At 23.1% G+C, this 21,885-nt stretch carries 13 protein-coding genes and 1 CRISPR repeat array (1 of these 14 running past the window's edge); all 13 genes read left to right on the top strand.

Features of this window, described 5'->3' with window-relative positions; translation table 4 throughout:
* Window positions 1-2,366: direct repeats of the CRISPR family, unit length 36 nt; unit sequence GTTATGGTACCCTGTAAAATTATGTAGTAGTAGAAC; it reaches 575 nt to the left of the window's first position.
* A gap of 84 nt (window positions 2,367-2,450) precedes the next feature.
* The 13 genes from STURON_RS03250 (at window position 2,451) to STURON_RS05770 (ending at window position 21,854) form a co-directional block, all read left to right on the top strand.
* Window positions 2,451-3,149 carry a MerR family transcriptional regulator gene (locus STURON_RS03250; RefSeq protein ID WP_075048450.1) on the top strand — a complete coding sequence of 233 codons (699 nt, stop codon included), beginning with the start codon at window positions 2,451-2,453 and terminating at the stop codon, window positions 3,147-3,149.
* 80 nt (window positions 3,150-3,229) lie between these two features.
* Window positions 3,230-5,755, top strand: a complete 2,526-nt coding sequence (locus STURON_RS03245; RefSeq protein WP_075048449.1) for a PTS sugar transporter subunit IIABC — start codon at window positions 3,230-3,232, stop codon at window positions 5,753-5,755.
* A 2-nt stretch (window positions 5,756-5,757) separates the two neighbouring features.
* Window positions 5,758-7,224: a glycoside hydrolase family 1 protein gene (locus tag STURON_RS03240; protein ID WP_075048448.1), complete on the top strand. Its 1,467-nt coding sequence runs from the start codon at window positions 5,758-5,760 to the stop codon at window positions 7,222-7,224.
* Window positions 7,225-8,020: 796 nt separating this feature from the next.
* Complete coding sequence (locus tag STURON_RS05780; RefSeq protein ID WP_075048447.1) at window positions 8,021-8,206, top strand: hypothetical protein; 186 nt, start codon at window positions 8,021-8,023, stop codon at window positions 8,204-8,206.
* A gap of 65 nt (window positions 8,207-8,271) precedes the next feature.
* Window positions 8,272-8,442: a hypothetical protein gene (locus tag STURON_RS05775; protein WP_156412826.1), complete on the top strand. Its 171-nt coding sequence runs from the start codon at window positions 8,272-8,274 to the stop codon at window positions 8,440-8,442.
* Between the two features lie 517 nt (window positions 8,443-8,959).
* Window positions 8,960-10,627, top strand: a complete 1,668-nt coding sequence (locus STURON_RS03230) for an AAA family ATPase (protein WP_075048446.1) — start codon at window positions 8,960-8,962, stop codon at window positions 10,625-10,627.
* Window positions 10,617-11,228, top strand: coding sequence for a hypothetical protein (locus STURON_RS03225; protein ID WP_075048445.1), 612 nt, complete (start codon window positions 10,617-10,619; stop codon window positions 11,226-11,228). The genes STURON_RS03230 and STURON_RS03225 overlap by 11 nt, the downstream gene beginning before the upstream one ends.
* A gap of 1,882 nt (window positions 11,229-13,110) precedes the next feature.
* Window positions 13,111-15,642, top strand: a complete 2,532-nt coding sequence (locus STURON_RS03215) for a PTS glucose transporter subunit IIABC (protein WP_075048443.1) — start codon at window positions 13,111-13,113, stop codon at window positions 15,640-15,642.
* On the top strand, window positions 15,643-16,878 hold the full coding sequence (locus tag STURON_RS03210; protein WP_201775729.1) for an alpha-amylase family glycosyl hydrolase: 1,236 nt from the start codon (window positions 15,643-15,645) through the stop codon (window positions 16,876-16,878).
* Window positions 16,832-17,305, top strand: a complete 474-nt coding sequence (locus tag STURON_RS05840; protein ID WP_201775728.1) for an alpha-amylase family glycosyl hydrolase — start codon at window positions 16,832-16,834, stop codon at window positions 17,303-17,305. Before STURON_RS03210 ends, STURON_RS05840 begins: the two co-directional genes overlap by 47 nt.
* Window positions 17,306-17,854: 549 nt before the next feature.
* On the top strand, window positions 17,855-19,456 hold the full coding sequence (locus STURON_RS03205; RefSeq protein WP_075048442.1) for a PTS transporter subunit EIIB: 1,602 nt from the start codon (window positions 17,855-17,857) through the stop codon (window positions 19,454-19,456).
* Window positions 19,457-19,459: 3 nt separating this feature from the next.
* Window positions 19,460-20,911 carry a glycoside hydrolase family 32 protein gene (locus STURON_RS03200; protein ID WP_075048441.1) on the top strand — a complete coding sequence of 484 codons (1,452 nt, stop codon included), beginning with the start codon at window positions 19,460-19,462 and terminating at the stop codon, window positions 20,909-20,911.
* An 802-nt stretch (window positions 20,912-21,713) separates the two neighbouring features.
* On the top strand, window positions 21,714-21,854 hold the full coding sequence (locus STURON_RS05770) for a hypothetical protein (protein WP_156412825.1): 141 nt from the start codon (window positions 21,714-21,716) through the stop codon (window positions 21,852-21,854).
* Window positions 21,855-21,885: the final 31 nt, after the last annotated feature.

Here is a 21,885-nt window from a genome sequence, read left to right as displayed (position 1 = left end):
ACATTATTTTTAACATCTGGTTATGGTACCCTGTAAAATTATGTAGTAGTAGAACCTAGCAAAGAAGTAGAATTGCCAAATGTGTGTTATGGTACCTTGTAAAATTATGTAGTAGTAGAACAAAAGTGCTATTTCCAAATGAAACTGAAAAGTTATGGTACCCTGTAAAATTATGTAGTAGTAGAACGTTAAAAACTAAAAAAGTGTCTTATCATTTGTTATGGTACCCTGTAAAATTATGTAGTAGTAGAACAGTTTTTTTATTTTACTATTAATACCAACCTGTTATGGTACCCTGTAAAATTATGTAGTAGTAGAACTTTAGGAGACTATACACAATGACAAAGCACGTTATGGTACCCTGTAAAATTATGTAGTAGTAGAACTTTTATATAAAGTTGTTAACAATAATAATTGTTATGGTACCCTGTAAAATTATGTAGTAGTAGAACAACGTACTTTTGAAACATTTTATGCAAATAGTTATGGTACCCTGTAAAATTATGTAGTAGTAGAACTTTTAACTTTGAAAATCTTTCTATAAACAAGTTATGGTACCCTGTAAAATTATGTAGTAGTAGAACAATATTAAACTGTGAGTTTCTGCTTTTAATGTTATGGTACCCTGTAAAATTATGTAGTAGTAGAACATTAACCAAAATAACCAAAAAAGTTAATTTGTTATGGTACCCTGTAAAATTATGTAGTAGTAGAACCGTACACTGTATTTTTATATAGTTTTCCACGTTATGGTACCCTGTAAAATTATGTAGTAGTAGAACCAATGAAAACATGTTAAAAATGGTTAGAAAGTTATGGTACCCTGTAAAATTATGTAGTAGTAGAACTAGCAGACAAACTCACAAAACAGTCTAACCGTTATGGTACCCTGTAAAATTATGTAGTAGTAGAACTTTAGAATTAGAATTTGATTTAGAAGTAAAGTTATGGTACCCTGTAAAATTATGTAGTAGTAGAACCACAACCAATTAAAAAGGTTTAAGCACCACGTTATGGTACCCTGTAAAATTATGTAGTAGTAGAACATTACAAGCAATAACAACTACAATAGCGTTGTTATGGTACCCTGTAAAATTATGTAGTAGTAGAACTAATTAAATCAAAAGCATCAACAGGATTTGGTTATGGTACCCTGTAAAATTATGTAGTAGTAGAACCACCATTGTTTCTAGCTTCCAACCCATTGTGTTATGGTACCCTGTAAAATTATGTAGTAGTAGAACTGGAGGGCAAAAAAGAAAGATTAATAACTGGTTATGGTACCCTGTAAAATTATGTAGTAGTAGAACTTTACGAAATCACTTTATCACCGGAACAATGTTATGGTACCCTGTAAAATTATGTAGTAGTAGAACACAGTGAAGCCAAAAAAATACGTGAAAGTAGTTATGGTACCCTGTAAAATTATGTAGTAGTAGAACGTCCAATGATTAACTAATAAATTCACCAAAGTTATGGTACCCTGTAAAATTATGTAGTAGTAGAACCAAAACCAATGCCTATAATTAAGCAAATGAGTTATGGTACCCTGTAAAATTATGTAGTAGTAGAACTTTTGAAATATTTGTTTTATGTGTTAGACGGTTATGGTACCCTGTAAAATTATGTAGTAGTAGAACTAATATTTCTACTCCAATATTGTTTATCTGGTTATGGTACCCTGTAAAATTATGTAGTAGTAGAACCTATTAAATTATATGATAATTTTGCAGAACGTTATGGTACCCTGTAAAATTATGTAGTAGTAGAACCTTTTAATGACCTTGCTTTACTTAATACTTGTTATGGTACCCTGTAAAATTATGTAGTAGTAGAACATTAACCAAAAACAATAAAAAAGTTGGTTTGTTATGGTACCCTGTAAAATTATGTAGTAGTAGAACATTAAGTCATTTAGACTATTTAAGTTTTTAGTTATGGTACCCTGTAAAATTATGTAGTAGTAGAACCAGAAACTCACAGTTTAATATTGACTTGTAGTTATGGTACCCTGTAAAATTATGTAGTAGTAGAACATGTTAATCAAATTTTATTAAGATTCTACTGTTATGGTACCCTGTAAAATTATGTAGTAGTAGAACCAGTTAATTCTAATTATGAATTAAGTTTGCGTTATGGTACCCTGTAAAATTATGTAGTAGTAGAACTTTACAAAATGCAAAATGATGGAAGTGATGGTTATGGTACCCTGTAAAATTATGTAGTAGTAGAACATAATGTTGCTTATAGTAAAGAAGACAAAAGTTATGGTACCCTGTAAAATTATGTAGTAGTAGAACTCTTAACAATTAATAACATACTTAACATTTGTTATGGTACCCTGTAAAATTATTTAGTAGTAGAACCATTAACCAAATTTAAATTTAAAAATATTCTGAATTAAGAATATAAATTATAAATATTCATATAAATTTATATAAAATAAAATTATGAAATACAATAGTAAAATCATTAGACACAAGACTAATAGCTCTTTAAAACAAATTAAAAATTATGTAGATAAGAAATTGTTAAATAGTTCTATAATTGACAATAAACTAGAAATGAATGACTATGAATTAATAAAACTTTATAAAATAAAGTTTTTACAATATATAGGATTTAGTTTAGATGATATCAAAATAATTTTTGATAATATGAAAGATATCGATATTTATAAAATGTTTAATTATTTTCTAATTACTGAAAATAATTTATTAAGTTGCTTTGAAAATAACTTTAAAACATTTTTAAATAGTAATTCTTTAATTATAAACATAGATACTTTTGGTTACTTTAAATCTGAATCATTAGGAAGAGGTGTTATGTTTGAATTATATAATTTTAGAAAGATGTGATATCAAGATAAGTTTAAGAAAGAGGAACTTAAAGACTTAAGATCATCAATTTTTAAGGAATTTCACATTTATAATAAAAATAACAATATAACTGAATTAAATTCATTATTTACAAAATTAAATTATTTTTTAGAATCAAATATTATAAATTACAATAAATTACATTTTTTATGTTTATTTAAATGGTGAACGACTGATCCAAGATATGTTAAACAAATTAAAAATAGATGTAAATTAAATTATGGTCCAGAAATTTTTAAACAGGCTTTAATTTGATGTTCAAAATATTAAAAGTACTATCATAATGATAGTACTTTTTTTATATTGTTTATATTGTTTTTAAGTTATATAAAAATACTAAGGAGGTAAATATGAATATAGAAATTTATGCACCTTGTAAAGGTAGAGTAGAAAAACTATCTGATTTAAAAGATGGAGTATTCTCAGAAGGATTTTTAGGAAATGGAATATTATTTTATCCTGAAGAAAAAGATTTTTATTCAGTTATTAAAGAAGGTACATTATCTCAAATATTTGAAACTAAACATGCATATTTTATAAAAAATGAATCATTTGAAAATCAAATATTATTGCATATTGGTATAGATACAGTCAAATTAAATGGTAAGCCTTTTAAAGTAAAAGTAAAAGAAAATCATAAAATAAATTTAAACTCATTAATAGTAAATGTTGACACTAAATTTATAGTTGACAATAACATTAGTTTAGCAACTCCAATTACAGTTGTGGGTGATCAAGAATATGAAATAACAAATATTAATTATGGTGTTGTTAACAAAGGTGATGTAATCTTCAATATAACATTCAAAGAAGTTAAAATCCAAGCTAATAACTCTGATTTATTAGAGTATAAAAGTAAATATGAACTCGCAGCTGAACAATTTATAAATGATGTTGGTGGACATATTAATTATAAAGATGTCTATAACTGCATGACAAGATTGAGATTTTCAATCATTGATAAAAATAAAGTAAATAGTAAAAATATTGAAAAAAATAAACTAGTAAAAGGTGTTGTTTGAAATGGGTTAGAGTTACAAATAGTCATTGGTGGAGAATGTTATAAAGTTAAAGATGAGATTTTAAAAAAACAAAACCAAACTACTAGTAATAATGAACAAAAAATAAAACCACCTTTTAGTAAAAGAGTTTTAGGTGTTATAACAGCTATAATGGCACCAAATGTTCCTATAATACTTGCATCAGGTATTTTATCAGCTATATATGCTTTATTTGCAGCCACCAATTTAATTGATGCTAATAATGATAAAGATATGTTTTCATCAATAATGAAAATATTAAGTAAAACAGGTCTTGTATTGGTTGGAGTATTCTTTTGTATGAATACAGTCAAATATTTAGGAGGAAATATTTTATTAGGTGCATTATTAGGTTTATTATTAGTTTCTAGATTTTATTTTCAAGAAGGTGTAACTGATGAATCTTTATATAAATTTGGAACATACATTCAAAATAAAAATTATGGAGTATCAGGTTGATTTTTATTTAATATAGGTAACTTCCCAGTTACAATAAGATCTTATGAAGGTTCAATATTACCCTTTATATTAGTAGGATTTTTATCAACTTATGTAGATAAATGAATTAAAACTTGAATGCCTTCTACTATTGATGTAGTTTTTAGATATCCATTAGTAATTATAATTACAATTTTACCAACTCTATTTATCTTAGGACCATTATTATCTCTTGTAGAAATAGGAGTTGCAAAAGCAATAGGATTTGTAGAAGATTGACCTATTGGTTTAGGTGTTGGAATATTTGCATTTATTATTCAACCACTGGTTTTAATGGGTGTGCATGTAGCTGTTTATGTAACCTTACAATCACAATTATTAGCTGGTGTTACTGGTGCTGAAAGTTTAATTTTACCAGGAGGACAAGCAGCTGTTTGAGGACAAATAGGTGCTGCAATTGGTGTTTTAATAATGACTAAGAATTGAAACTTTAAATCTATAATTATTGGAACGTTGCCAAGTGCAACTTTTGGAATAACTGAAACTATATTATATAGTGTAAACATTCCTAAAGGTAGACCATTTTTAGTTGGTTGTATTTCAGGAGCTGCTGGTGGAATAGTTATGGGAATGCTTGGTGCTAAACTTAAAAGACTTGTTGGTGATGGAGTATTATATCCAATGGGGTTAGACGGCATTGATCAATTGTATTTTATTATAGGTTCTTTAGTTAGTTTATTAACAGGAATAATCTTATCCATTATTTTTTATAAAGAAAGAATTATAGAAAGTAAATATGCTAAAAAAGTTTCAAATAAATTATTTAAATATATATCATTATTAATTATTGACAATAAAGATTCTTTTAAAAAAGAGTTAGAATCATTAAATAAAAAATTTGTAGATTGTAAAGTTGATTTATCAAAATATGAAAAGTACAGTCAAAGTATTACAAAAGTCGAAAATAAAATATTAAAAGTTGAACAAAAAGAAGAGAATCAAAAAAAGAAATTATTTAAACAATTAAATAATTTAAATAATAAAAAATCAAATAACCTAGAAACAAAAAGAAATGAATTAGTAATAAAATATAATAATTACACATTAAATGATATAAAACAAAAACTTACTTTAGAAAAACAAAAGATAAATATTAATAATAAAGAAATAATTGATAATTATAATAATAGAATAAATAGTTTAAACAATGATGTTGATATATTTTTTAATAAATTAAAAGATATAAGTTATTATAAATCATTATTAAATTTTAAAAATGGATATTGAAATGCAATACATTCAGTAGATATATCATATGGTTATGAAGATTTAAAAGAATGAGGTCTTACTAAAGACGATAAAAAATCTATTAAAGAATTTATAAGTAAAAGGAGTTAATTATGAAAAAATATACTTTCCCAAAAAATTTTATGTTTGGTGGAGCTGCGGCATCATCACAATATGAAGGAGCATATGATCAAGATAAAAAATCTTTATCAGTTGCCGATTATAAAATATATAACCCTAACTTAAATCGTAGTGATACTAATCATAATTGATTAGAAGTTAGTTATGAAGAATATAATGATATTAAAAATAATAATAAAGCAGTATTTCCGTTTAGATGAGGAATTGATTTTTATAATAATTATGAAGAAGATTTTAAATTATTTAAGCAAGTTGGTATAAATACATTTAGAACTTCTATATCATGGAGTAGAATAATTCCAAAAAGTGATGGAGTTGTAAATACAAAAGCAATAACGCATTATAAAAAAATATTTGATTGTGCAAAAAAAAATAACATCAAACTTGTTTTAACACTTTGTCATTATGATTATCCAATTTGATTACTTGAAGAATACAATGGTTTTTTAAATAAAGAAGCAATAAACAAATTTTTAGAATATGCTAAAGTTGTTTTAACAGAATTTGATGAATATACAAATTATTGAATAGGATTTAATGAAATAAATCTTACTTTACATTCTAGTTATACTGGAGCTGGTTTTTTAATTAAAAAAAATGATGATAATCGATTAGAAAAACTTTATAATGCAGTACATAATCAATTTGTTGCACAAGCTCTTTGTGTTAAGTTAGCAAAAGAAATTAATAAAAATAATATGATGGGTTCAATGAATGCAGCTGCACAAACTTATCCTTATAGTTCAAACCCATTAGACTCATTAGCTAACTTAAAATCTTCACAAATAAATAATTGATTCTTCTATGAAGTTATAGCAAATGGTCAATATCCACAGTATATGTTAAATTATTTTATTAAAAATAATATTAAATTACAAAATACAAATGATGAAATAAACATACTTAAAAATAATACAGTTGATTATATAACATTTTCATATTACTCATCAACTTTAAATAAATGTAAAAGTTATACAAATAATGACATCTTAATTGAATCAGGTTTATCTAATCCACATCTTAATTCAACAGAATGAGGGTGAAATATTGATCCAATCGGTTTAAGAATTTTTATGAACGAGTTATATTATAGATATAAAAAACCTTTAATGATTGTAGAAAATGGCATTGGTGTTGATGAAAAGTGAGATTATAATAAAAACATTCTAAATGATATTTATAGAATAGAATATTTAAAAGATCATTTAACTAATATGCTTTTAGCAATAAATGAAGATGGTGTTAATTGTATAGGTTATACAATATGAACTGCAATTGATTTAATAAGCATGTCTTCAAAAGAAATGTCAAAACGTTATGGATTAATTTATGTTGATTTAAATGATTATGGAATTGGCAGTGGAGAAAGAAAAATAAAAGAGTCAGGTAAATGATTCAAAAAAGTTGCAGATAGCAATGGTGAGGAACTGTGGAAATAAATAAATATTATACTGGATACACAATAAATTTAATTTTTATTATTAAATTTAAAACAATTAAATAATTTATTTTTACAAATATGTTAGATTTTATTATAATAATTTTCATACTTAGCAAAAGGAAGCTAAGTAGTCCAGTATAAAAGTATTGATTCTTTGTAGAAATATAATAATGCCAAAATTTTATGATGAAAATTTAAATAATAAGCTATAGAAAGATATAAAAATGGAGAAAGTATAGAAAAATAACTAAAGTTTGAATATTAAAGCAGGATCGCAATTAATAAGAATTTGATATAAGTCCTTAAAAACTTGCTATTTTTACAACATAAATAAAAATTGCAAAGAGGTAAATTAATGAGTCAAAATTTAAAAAAAGATTTAATTTCTAAGGAACTTAAAGACAAAAATCAAGAAAATAAATACTTAAAGACACAATATAAAAATCAGAAAAAAGTTTAAAGTTTGAAACAGAAGAAAAAAATGCAGGAAACACCGAGTAAAGAAATATTGGAAAAGTCCAATCCTTCTTGCACGGCAACAATAATGATGAACTTATTGAAAATGAGCAAGAAGTAAAAGATTATGATAATGGCGACAAAAGCTTAAAAACATTATGCATGTTAACAAATATATTATTTTGTTGCTAATTTTGATATGGGAACTAATAAACTAATAAATTATTTTAGAGTTCATAAAAACACTTATTCTAAATTTATAATGAAAATAAAATTATAAAACCCTACTTTAATATACAAATACAAGCTAAAGATCCCAATTATTAATAAATTTAAAATTGATAAATTTAAAATTCAGTTACCTAGCTAAAGATTTTAAAATAGCAATTAATAATTTACAAATAGGGTCTTTGTTAATAAAGGAATGAATTTATGTTAATAAAAATGAAAGAGTCTTTAAAAAGTTGATTAACTTAATAAAAAACCTTAAGTCTTTAAAAATTTATTTATTAGAAGTAGTTTAAAAATAACAAGTCATTTCAATGAATCAAAAAAACATAATTATTATGTTAGAGATGATCTAATTGAAATGAATTATAATACACTTAATGTAGTTGGAATTGATGGTACAAATCTAAAAATAGAATTAAGCAATTATTATTATAAAACAAAATTAAATTGCATGATATCTTCTGATTGGAGTTTAAAAACTATTATTGCATATAATTTTGATAAAAATGAGAACTTAAAAAACGTGTAAAATGTTTTTAAATTAATTAATAACTATTCATTAAAATCTAAAACAAACAAAATAATACAATCTTACAGAGATTTAACTTTTTCAAGTGAAAAAATATATTAATTTGTAAATTTAAATAAAAATATAATGCATTTTATGTCTAGAAAAGGTTTTAAACGTAATGTTTCAACATAAAGCTTAAATAGATGAGTATAAAAAAAGTTTTTTAAAAGTTATGGTTAAAAATTTAATAATATAAAAAATTTTTATGATACGTTTAAAAAAAATAGTTGATGATTTTAACAAACTATAATTTTTGAAATATAATATATTTTATCAAAAAACCAACTATTTATAAAATAATTTAGTCTACTTAGATTACGTGATTCTAATTCTAAAAATAAGTAATTAAACTTATAACATAATATTTTACATAAAGTATATATAAAATTAATAAATCAAAAATATAAGGGTATAATCTAATTATTATTAATTAAAAATATGTTTAATAAATTAATAATATGATTGGAGTTAAAATATGAAAATATCTTTCAAAAATTTATGTCTATTTGGTAATCAGAACACAGTTCATTTAAGTGATTTGAATGTAATTTATGGTAAAAACGATATAGGTAAAAGTACCTTAAATAAATTAATATATTCATTAATTAAATGTAGTAGTATTTCAAAAGAATTTAATTTATATAATGAATTTGATAATAATCTAGTTGAATTTTTTAATTCTCTCAAATTTTTAATAAAGTATATTTATAAAATAGATCCTAATTTATACAAAGAAAAGAAAATTAAAGCAAAGAAAGTTTTTAATAATGATTTTAATCTAATTAAAGAGTTTGATATATTCATGAAAAGTAAAGATAATACAAATAACATTACTGATGAGTTTTTTACTGATGAGTACATATTTTTTGATGAAAATATTAAAAATGAAAATGAAATGCTGTTTAGCTTAAATTATATACTTAGTATGATACAGTATATTGAAGAAAAAATATCAGAAATTAACTACAAAAATAATAAATTACTTTTAAAAAAATATTTTGAACCTTTGCAAAATTTATACAATATTTTAATTAGTGATGTTAATACTGAAAGGTACTTTCGTATATTAAGTTTGAGACTAAAACAACAAAAGAATTTAAAAGAAGTTTTCATAATTTTAAATACTTGTTATAATTGAATTATAGAGAATAAAAATGATTTAGACATAAAAAAAACATTGTTATCTTTGACTGTTCCTAGTTTTACAAAAAGTATGTTTAATAATGATGTAAAATCAAAAATTACATCAACAGATTTAGTCACTAATGTTTTTTATGATGATAATGATATTAGTTTTGAATATCATTATGTTAATAACAATTATAATGATAATTTAGATGTTATTATAAAAAAAAATAATTATGAAATAAGTGATGTTACATATTGTGAGAACTTAATTGAAACTTTTAACTATTTTTTAACAAATAAATTTTCATTTGAGAATTATAAATCTTCAAGAAGTATTAACGAACTTAGATTTAAAAATTCAAATATGATAGATTCGAATAAAATATATAATATTAATTCTCCAGAAATAGATCTGTTGCAAAAATTAGATCCTAATTCAATAATCAAGAATATTAAAAATGAATCTTTTGACTTGAATGATGAATTAATAAGTTATTTTTCAGATAAAAATGAAGTTGATTTAATAATTGAAAAAATAGTTAATATAACTAATTTTGACCACTCTTTTATGAGGAGAAAAAATAATGGTTTATTTTTAAGTAGAAGAAATTATGAAATAAATGCATTAAGCTTATCTAAGGGGGTAATTACTTTTCAAGCTTTGATACTAATGTTAAAATCAGGGGTTTTTAAAAAAAACTCAGTTGTTATTTTAGACGAGGTTGAAAATTTTTTAAACCCATTGTGACAACACAAAATAGTTGAAATCTTTTTTGAAATATGTGAAAAGTTGAATTGTAAAATAATATTATCTTCACATAGCCCTTCTTTACTTACATCAATAGATATTAAAAAAAATAAATATAAAAATGTAAATATTAATTATATTTATATAGATAAAGAGAATGATTCTGAGTTTAGTAAAGTAATAGAATCTAATAATAATATTGTTATAGGTTCTAATATAAATGACGTTATGAATTTTATTGAAGAGGAAAATATAAATGATTTTTAAAACATATAAAGAAATATCAAAATGCACTCAGAATTGTCTTTCTAATAATTGTTGTTATGTACAACAAGAGTCTACAACTCTGCATTCCGCTAGTAATTCTTTAGATCAAGGCATAGATTTTGATTATATTGTAAAAACTTATTTTTCTAATAGAAGGATATGTAGTAAACATAAGTTAACACCTAAATCAGTTGACTCAATTTTATTTAATAATAAAATCTCAAGTAAGTCATTACTTTTTTTAATAGAATTTAAGCATATAAATTTAAAAAACCTAAAAATAGAAAATTTAGTGATAAAAATTAGAGACTCCGTTTGTTATTTAGCAGTTCTTATTAATTTATTACTTACAAATGAAATAATATTTTATTTTGTTTATAAATCTAGAATATCAAGACCTGCAAATGATTCTTTTAAAGCTAATCATATTTGTAATATCTTAGAAGAAAAACTCAATAAATTTTTTACAATCGAAAATATTGAATTTAAAGCTAAAGCTATGAGTTTTGAATCATTTGATAAAAAAACAAATACTTTATTCATTTTAGATAAATTTAACGAAAATATTAATTTTTATGATTTTTGTTTGTTTAATAGTTAGTTGCTTTCTTTATTTTTAATATTAAATTACTGATTTAATTAATTAAAATTAATAATAGAACTTGTTATTTGTATTTTCAACAACTATTTAATTATTTTATCGATTAACATAAATTTTATTATAAATACAATTATTGTATTATATATCTATTGAAAAAAATAAGAGTGTTTTAAATTAAACATCTTTATTTGAAATGTTATTTACAATTAAAGTACATAGATCTTTGTATTATATTAATATAGAACTAATAATATATGTGATTTAAATGGTTTAATATATTTTTAAAATAAATAAAACTTTTCATCTACTTTAATGATTTTTAATTAATAATCTTAAAAAATTTAAATATTATAATTTTAAAAATAGTCTAAATTATACTAATGATTTATTTAAAATATTCTATATTTATTTTATCCAAATAAGAAATATTAATTAACAAAAAAAACATATTCTATACTTTAAAGGGTCACCCCAAACTATACAAAAATTATTTATTAAATTTTTATAGAATGTTGTCTTTTTATAGCAAAAAACAAAACTATTTTTTTCAGTTGAAAAAATGAAAATAGTAAATGAATTTTATCATCTAAGGTAAGTGCAAAAAAATAAAAAATAATATTAAACTAGACTGGGAAAAATGAATTCTACACTAGAAAGAAGTGTATTTTTTTATATCAAAAAATTTAACGGTTGAACAATGATTGAAAATAATAGATGTATGTAAAAATGAAGGAATAAGAGTAGCGGAGTTGGAATATAGAATAATAAAATCTAAAATTTTGAAACACTCATGTGAAATTTGTAAAAGAATTAAAACAAAAGCTAGATTAGTAGATAATTATGGTATGAAAAGTTTAATTAAAAAAAGGTTCTGGAAGATACAAAAAAAAGAGATGATTCTGATAATCATGGAATAATCTATAATTTCAAAAAAGTGAAATTATAGAAGATTGAATTAAAAATAAAAGAGATGAAAACGAAAGGCAATCTATTAACAAAATAAAGTCATTAAACACAAAATTAAAAGCAAGAATTATACAGATGCATCGATCACCTTTTTATAAAAAAAATGCTACTAGAAAGTATAAATAGAGCCATCTAAAAGGTGTTGTTGAAAGTATTTTAATAGAGTTAAAATTTGTTTAGGAAGTAGAAAAATAATCGTTTTGTTAAAACGAAAAGGATTCATTATTAATGAGAGAACTTTGAGACATTATTTAAAATGATGAGGTTTTATAATTAAAACAAGATTTAAAAAATACTAAAGTTAAATTTCTTGATTTAGTTAAACATAATTATAATCCAGAAAAAGACAATAGAATAGCGACTGATGTTTATGAATTCCTGAGTTGGTTTAAGGAATAATTACTATTTATCTGCAGCTATTAGCCATAGGACTTAAAAAATAGAGTCTTGATTTTTAACGCAAAGAAATTAAACATAATTAGTTGTAAACATATTAAACAAAATTAATAAAACTAAACATGGATTAAAATACTCAAGCTATGAAATAAAAGATTTAGTAAAAAAAATGGATAGTAAAAATATGAATGAGTATAATAGGAAATTCACTAAACAATAGAGTAATTGAATATTTTGTTTGTTGTTTAAAAGGAGAATATTTAATTACATTAATACTCACATATTTAAATTTGATGAAATATACAAACACATTAATTGGTATATTAACTTGTACAATAACAAAATAATATAAAAAGTTTTAAATTGAAAAACTCCAACCAAAGATAGCGTGATTTTTTAAAAACTGTATAATTTGTTTCTCCAATTTATATTTATTATTTTTCATACATATAAAAACTTATAACTATAAGTTATATTATTGTTTAATTTGATTAACAATATAGTTACTAGGGGGTTGTGTATGAAAATAAAAATTTATGCACCATTAGATTGCACGATAAAAAATATTAGAAAGTGCAAAGATGGAGCGTTTTCTAGTTTATCATTGGGTAATGGATTTTTAATAATACCTAAAGAAGATGAATTTTATAGCATGTTTGAAAATGCGACAGTTAAATCTGTATTTGAAACAAACCATGCTTATTTATTTAATGTAAATGGAATCGAATTTTTACTTCATTGTGGGTTAAATACAGTAAATTTAAGTTCAAATGTTTTTACAAGTTATATTGATAACAATAACAATCAGTCTTTAAATGATCGAATATTTAAAGTGGATATAAAACAATTGAAAAAAGAAAACTTTTCAGTTGAAACTCCATTTGTTTATGAAGGAAGTTATGAAATGGAGGGATTTGAAGAAAAAGATTACAAAAGAGGGGAGTTAATAACAATTGTAAACGTACCTTTTACAAATCGATTAATAAAAGATGAAAAAATTGAAGAGGATTTAGAAGGTTATGAATCAAAATTTCTAAAACTTGCAAAAGAGATTAATGAATTAGTAGGAACAAAGGAAAATTACGACAAAGTTTATAATTGTGTTACTAGAGTTAGGTTTAAGATATTAGATAAGAAAAAAGTTAAATATGAAGAACTTAAAAAACTTTTAAATATTAAAGGTGTTAATTGAGCGGGTAATGAACTTCAAGTTATTGTAGGAGGAGAGAGTGGTCTAGTAAAAAAAGAGATAAAAAAATTAAACAATGGTGATTATTCAAATATAGATTTTAAAAAAAATAACAAAGACAAAAAGTTTAGTATATCATCAGCTCTTTCAGGAATACTTGTTCCATGTTTACCTTTATTGACTGCATCAGGACTTTTATTTGCTCTCTACTCGATTTTAACTCAATCTAAAGCAATACCATCAGATCCACAGGAAAATATGTTTGGATTTTTAATGTATATTTCTTCAATCACTGGGTTATCATTAGTAGGAATATTCTTATGCTACAACACTACAAAATATTTTGGTGGTAATGTTTATATAGCAATTCTCATTGGGCTAATATTAACTTCAAGACTTTATTCATTTGTTGGTACACAAGTTTCAAGTGAAATGGTTGATGGAGCAAAATCAATAAAGGATATAGCATTTGGAACTTTTATTAATGATATTGATAGAGGAATAAATGGCTGATATTTATTTAGAATTGGTGATTATCCCGTTACTATTAGAGCTTATGAAGGTTCTATAATACCATTTGTGGCAGCTGGTTTTATATTGACTAAAGTAGATATATTAACTAAAAAGATAGTCCCTAAATCTTTAGATTTTATATTTGGTACATTTCTAACAATGATATTAACTTTAATACCAATGTTTTTTATCTTAGGTCCATTACTTTCACTTGTCGAATATGGTATTTCAACCGCTATTATATGAATGGAAAAATGACCTTTTGGTATTGGTATAACAATATATGGTCTACTTTATCAAGCAATTGTATTGACAGGCACCCATAATATTATTAATATGGCAGTAAATATTAGTTTTCTAAAAGGAACACCTTCACTAATATTTGCAGTAGCAGGAGTTGCAATGTATGCACAAGCTGGTGGTTGTATAGGTGTAATACTTTTAACAAAGAATAAAGTGTTTAAAAGAAATGCAGGTTTAACATTAGCTCCACTATTTTTAGGAGGTATTTCAGAACCATTGTTATATGGGGTTACTATTCCAAAAATAAAACCATTTATTGCATCTTCATTAGCTGCTGGAATAACTTCATTTTTAATATATTATCTTGATTTAAAAATTGATATACCTGCAGGTGGTGGTTTATTTGCTATATTTGGTTTCATAGGAATCAAAAAACAATTATTAATTCTATTAATGTGAACTTTATCTATAGGTTTTGCAATATTATTTACAATCCTAATTTATAAAGAAAAATTAGATGAGTTTAAATATTCTATGAAATATAATAGACTATTAAAAAAAATACTTATTAAATCAAATTTAAAAGAAAATGAAGTATCTAATGTTTTTAATAATTTAAAAGAAGCATCAAATGAAATTAAAAATAATAAACTTTTATTTAAAAATTATGAAAAATATCTTATTAGTTTAAATTGTATTGATGCAAAACTAGAGAAAATTAAATTTAAGGAAGAAAAAAATAAAAATAAATTATATAAAAGTGCAATTAGAGCTAAAAAAAATAAAAATTTAACAGTTGAAGATAAAAATAAAATTATATTAAAATTTAAAAATTATAATTTAAATAATGAAAAAAATGTTTTAGAACTTAAAAAACAAAATATCATACTAACTTCTGTTGATCTGAAAAACAAATTTGATAATTTTATAAATAAAATATTTGATAAACAAAAAAGTATATTAACTAGTATAAACGAAAGTATAAGCTTTAATAAAGAGAAAATACTTAATGGGTTCAGTAATTCATTAAATTCTATAAACTTATGCTATGATTTAAAAACTAAACTTAATGATAAATTTAACTTTAAAAAAGATTGGAAAATGTAAATGAATATTCAAAAGTGATGAGAAAAAGAAGTCATTTATCAAATTTATCCCAAAAGCTTCAAAGATTCAAATGCAGATGGGATTGGAGATATAAAAGGTATCATAAATAAATTACCTTATTTAAAAAATTTGGGAATAACATCAATATGATTATGTCCAATATTTAAATCACCAATGTATGATAATGGATATGATGTATCAGACTATTTAGATATAAACCCAATATTTGGAACTATGGAAGATATGTTAAATTTGATAAATGAAGCTAAAAAAATTAATATAAAAATAATATTAGATTTAGTGATAAATCATTCTTCTTCATTTCACCCTTGGTTTAAAGAGGCATTAGCAAATCCAAGTAGCAAATACAGAAATTATTATATTTTTAAAAAATCTTTAAATAATAAACCTCCAAATAATTGAAGATCGGTTTTTGGTGGTAGTGTTTGAGAAAAGGTAAAAAATGAACAAGATATATATTATTATCATACTTTTCATAAATACCAACCTGACTTTAATTGAGAAAATAAAAACTTTAGAAAAGATATTTATAAAGTTGTAAACTTTTGACTAGAAAAAGGTATAGCAGGTTATAGAGTGGATGCTATAACTTTTATTAAAAAAGACCAAGATTATAGTTCATTAGAACCTGATAATAAAATAAATGACAATTTGGTTTCTTGTAAATATAAAACTCTTAATAGACATGGAATACTAAATTTTTTAAAAGAGCTAAATGATAATACTTTTAAAGTTTATGATGCATTCACAATTGGTGAAGCACCAGGCGTACTTTATGAAAATTTTGATGATTTTATAGGCAATAATGGTGTATTTTCAACAATATTTGATTTTAAGTATAGTGACCCACAATTAATTAATGGTGATTGATTTAAATTTAAAAAGTTTGATTATAGTGATTGAATTGATAAAATAATTAACTCTCAATTAAAGTTGCAAGAATTAGGTCATAGTATTGTATTTTTAGAAAATCATGATCAATCAAGATCTATTTCCAAATTTATTCAAAACCAAAAGTTTCAGACTCTTGATAATGCAAAATCCTTGGCTTTATTGAATATTTTTCTAAAAGGAGTTCCTATTATTTATAAAGGACAAGAAATTGGTATGAAAAATTTTACAAGACAATCAATAGAAGAGTTTGATGATGTAGAAAGTATATCTAAATATGAAGATGCCAAAAAAAAACAATTTAAATCTAAAAGAAGCACTTAGATATATAAACTTAAGAAGTAGGGATAATGCAAGAACTCCTTTCTGATGAGATAATACTTTGTATGCAGGTTTCTCAACTGTAAAACCATGAATAAAAATGACAGATGGTTACAAAGATATCAACACAAATAATAATAAATTATTAGAATTCTATAAAAAATGTATTAATTTAAGAATAAAAAGTGAATTTAATAATGTATTTACTTTTGGAAGTATTAAATTTAATAGGGATAATCCATACTTATTTAACTTTATAAGATCTTATGAAAATAAGAGTGCACAATTTGTAATTAATTTTAGTGAAGAAATACAAAAAGTAAAAATTGAAAATATTAATAACATAATCTTAAACACTATTGATAGTTTAGATATAGAAGATGAATTAATTATTATGAAACCATTTCAAGGAATAGTGTTATCAGTTTAATATCTATAATTGTAATTTTTAACTTATATAGTTTTATTAGCATATTATTACTCCAGTGTCCAACACTGGATTTTTAAATCGACATATTTTTATTAATTATATGGTATTTAATATATTAAGTAATTAAATTGTTAGTTTAATATTATATAAAGTTATTTTTTAGTTTTATATTTTTAAATATATATAACTTTATATAAAATTTAAGTTAGTCATAAATAAATTTTTCTCAATTAATTTTATAGATTATAATTATTGATTCTTTTAATTTTGTGTATTTTTTAAATAGTTTTTTTAATTTTAAAACTTATAACTATAAGTATAAGTGTTCTTTAGAATTATTTAAAATATTAATTAATATATCGATGAAGTATATTAAGTATAATAAAATATAAAAATTTTGGTTTATAAAATACATAAATAATCATTTACTATAAATATTTATACTAAGTTTTACTTAGATAATCTGTAGTTATTTGAAAATAAAATATTTTCATATATATGATAGTGGATTTATTTATTTATTTAATTTTATATAAAGAAAGGATAAAGATGAAACTTTTTATTAAGAAGAAAGAAGTGGACCCAGAATTAAAAAAGTTAATTCAATTGCTAGGGAATGTGGATAATATTGAAAATGTTAATCATTGTTCCACAAGAATGAGAATAACATTGAAAAACACTGAAAGTATAAATATAACTGATATTGAAAATCTAGACTTAATAAATGGTGTTATTTTAAAAGATAAATTATTACAATTTGCAGTAAAAAAAAGCACTGAAGAATTTAACAAGGAGTTTTTAGTAGAATTAGGAGTAAATATTAAAAGATTAACTAATCTTTTTGATGTAAAATTAAACATTAAAAAAAGTTTTTTTAAATGATTAACTGATGGTATTGGAGTTTTATTTACACCATTATTTCCATATGCAATAAGTCTTGCGCTTGTAGCTACTATTGGAAATATTATAAACAACATTGAAGTTAATGGTTTAAAAATTAAAGATCTTGGTAAGTTTGCATATACATTAGGTTCAATGTTTGAATCTTTTCAAAATGCATTAGTATTAACTTTTAGTATTTTAATTCCTTGAACAATATTTAAAATGATGAAAGGGAGTCAATCACTTGGTATTTCTCTTGGAGTAGTTTTGTGTGCTAAGGATTTAGCATCTACTAATATGTTTATGCAGGGTGATGGAAAACTATTTGATTGAGGATTAAGTAGTAGTGAAGGTTTTAAATGATCTTTTTCTGACTATGCTAGTGGATATCCATGAAAAATTTCCTTTGAAGGACAAATATTAACTCTAGTGCTTATTGGATTTATGGCAGTATATATTGAAAGATTAGCTAAAAAAATAAAATCAGGAGTTGTTAGAGAACTTTTAGGTATACCTATGGTACTAATAATACCTTTCTTTGTAGGCTTATTATTAATAGCACCAATAGGAATGTTAATTACATATGGTATGAATCTTGCAATAACTTGAGCTACTATTACAAATCCAATTGCTAAATATATATTTAACCCAATAATAGGGTTGTTATTACCATGAATGGTTGTTACAGGATTTATTCATATATTTAATGTAGTTGGTTTACAACAGTTCATAACTTATGGAGCAATGTCTGTAGCACCAATGTGTACACAATTAAATATTGCGGTTGCAACTAGTACTATGGTAATTGCTTTATTACATAAAAAAAATAAAGAATTACAAAAAGTAGCAACACCTTCTTACTTAATTGCATATATTGGAGGTTCTACAGAAGCAGCTCTGTTTGGAGTATCATTAAGATTCTTATTCCCAGTACTTGCAACAAGTATTGGAACAGCGGTTGGATGTACAATTATTACAGCCTCTGGAACTTTAACAACAATGGGACCAGTATCATTATTAGTATTCTTATGTGTGATTCAAGATGCAGGTTCTATACCAGGCCTTGGTATAAATACATGAGCTGGTACTGGATTTTTATGAATGGCTGTAGCATTAGCATCAACAATTGCATCAACATTTTTATTGACAGTTCTATTCTCAAGAATTGGTTATTTTAAAAGAATGACAAAAGACATAATTGATAGAGATTTTGCACCACTTGAAGGTGAAAATAATATTGATAAAAAAATAAAAAAAATTAAGGAGTAAATTATGAAAATAAATAAAGATATTCAATGAAAAAAATATTATGATATTGATAAAGAATATTTTGATAAAGCAAATCAACTTGTAAAAAGTGATGTTTATTATAGACCAAAATATCACATAGCATCACCAAATGGTTTGGTTAATGACCCAAATGGACTATTATTTAAAGATGGTGTTCACCACATACATTATCAATGATCACCAGTTGAGCCATTTCATGGTTTTAAACATTGAAGATATGTTACAACAAAAGACTTCATAAATTATAAAGATCATGGAGTTTCAATGGTTCCAGATCATGAAAAAGAAAAATACGGGTCATTTTCAGGAAGTGCATACGACTTCGGAGATACTGTCAAAATATATTGAACCGGTAATATGGAAGACGGCAAAGGCGAAATGAGCGAAGAAATTCAATTAGTAGCTGATTTTAAAGATGGTAAAATAATTAATAAAAGAGTAGCGGTGCCTTGAGATGGTGAAAAATATACACCACATGCAAGAGATCCAAAAATATTTGAATATAATAATAAAAAATATCTTATATTTGGAGTTAGAACAAAACATGATGATCTAGGTGGATTAGCATTTTATGAAATGAAAGATTATGATAAATTTGAATTTGTTACAATCTTTAAACCATCAATTAAAGGTAATAATTATGGAAATATGTGAGAATGTCCTAATTTAGATTTTGTTGATAATAATTACTTATTCTTTATTTCTGCAGAAGGCTATTACAATAGTGAGGATAAGTATGAACTTAATAGTTCAAGAAATGTTGTATATACACTTTTAAATAAATTGGATTTAAATAGTTCTGAGTTAAATGAAAAGTTTGAAATGAAAACTGTAGATTCAGGTTATGACTTTTATGCACCTCAAACATACTGAATGAATAAAAAACTTGTTTGATATGGTTGGTTTGGAGTTTGTGATGTACAATACCCAACTGATGAATATTCATGACATTCAATGCTAACTATCCCAAGAGAATTAAATGTTGAAAACGATATGTTAATACAAAAACCTTTAAAAGACTTTAAAGACAATGTTTTATTTAATTCAAAAAAAATAAAAACAAATATTATAGAAATCAATAAAGCTAAACATATTAAATTTAAATTATCTGATAATATATCATTTAAAATATTAAATGATAAAAATGAATATTTATTAGTTGAATTTAGTGATAAAGAAATATTAATGGATAGAAATAAACAGTCAGCTAAAGTTGATTGAGATTTTGAAACACCAAGATATGCAAAAAGAAAAGTTGTAGGAAAAGAACAAGAAGTTGAAATGTTTATTGATTCTTCTTCAATAGAGTTATTTGCAGATGATTATAAAACTGTATTTACATCAAGATTTTTTGTTAAAGAATTTAATAGAATCGAATTTTCAAAAGAGATTGAATTAATAGCATCAGATATAAAAAACATGAACATTGAATAAACTATATTTAATAATTATGAAACTTGTAATATTACTAGTTTTTTTATTTTAGACAAGCTTTTATTATAGTAAATTAAATAACATTATACAAAATTTATATTTAACTAAATTTGACAATAATAAATAACTATTTTTTTAATATTATTGATTTTATTTCAACAATAACTATTAGAGTATTGAATAAAGTATTGATAATAAAAACAAAAATAAAAATTAAAAAAACGAAAAACAGATTCACATAACATTTTATTAATCTTTTATTAGAAGCATTTTTTAAATTTGCCGGATTAATTATAGTATTGAGTCTATATTATAAAACGGTTAATTGAATTTGCATTCATATATGAAAGTTTTATATAACAATATTATATTGTTCTTTATATATGAACAAAATATTTGTGTTTAATGATATATGTTTTTATAGATTACTAATATATAGTTTATAAGTAAAATAAAATTATCACTACATAGTACCTGCAAAGCCGTATTCATATATAGATTTTTTATTTAATAAATTACGCAACGAATCTAGTTTTTTCTTTCAATAAATTTCCTTATCATTATCCAAGTAACAAATTATACTTCTAAAGTTACCTATAAAAGTTAAAATGTTGTTATAATTAACAATTAAAGTGAGAATTATATTAATTCATCGTATATCTTTTTAAACAATCATTTAATGTATATGTTTAATCATTTTTTAAAAAAGCAATTTTCTTTATGAAAGAGAATAAACAACCTTAAAGAGACCATATTAGTGATACTTTAAATACTAATATATTCAAAAGAAAGGTTGTTTTTTATGCCAAAAATAATAGATAAAAAGATAAAATTAATAGCTATAAAAAAATTTTTAAGTGGTGAAAAACCGAAGTCAATAAAAGAAGATTTAAATTTAAAAAGTGGCGTTGCTCAGATATATCAATGAGTAAAAAAGATATAATATTAATGAATTAGAAAGCGAATTAGATTAT

This window comes from Spiroplasma turonicum (genome assembly GCF_001262715.1).
Lineage (GTDB): Bacteria > Bacillota_I > Bacilli_A > Mycoplasmatales > Mycoplasmataceae > Spiroplasma_A > Spiroplasma_A turonicum.
This window is presented reverse-complemented; position numbering and strand designations above follow the sequence as displayed.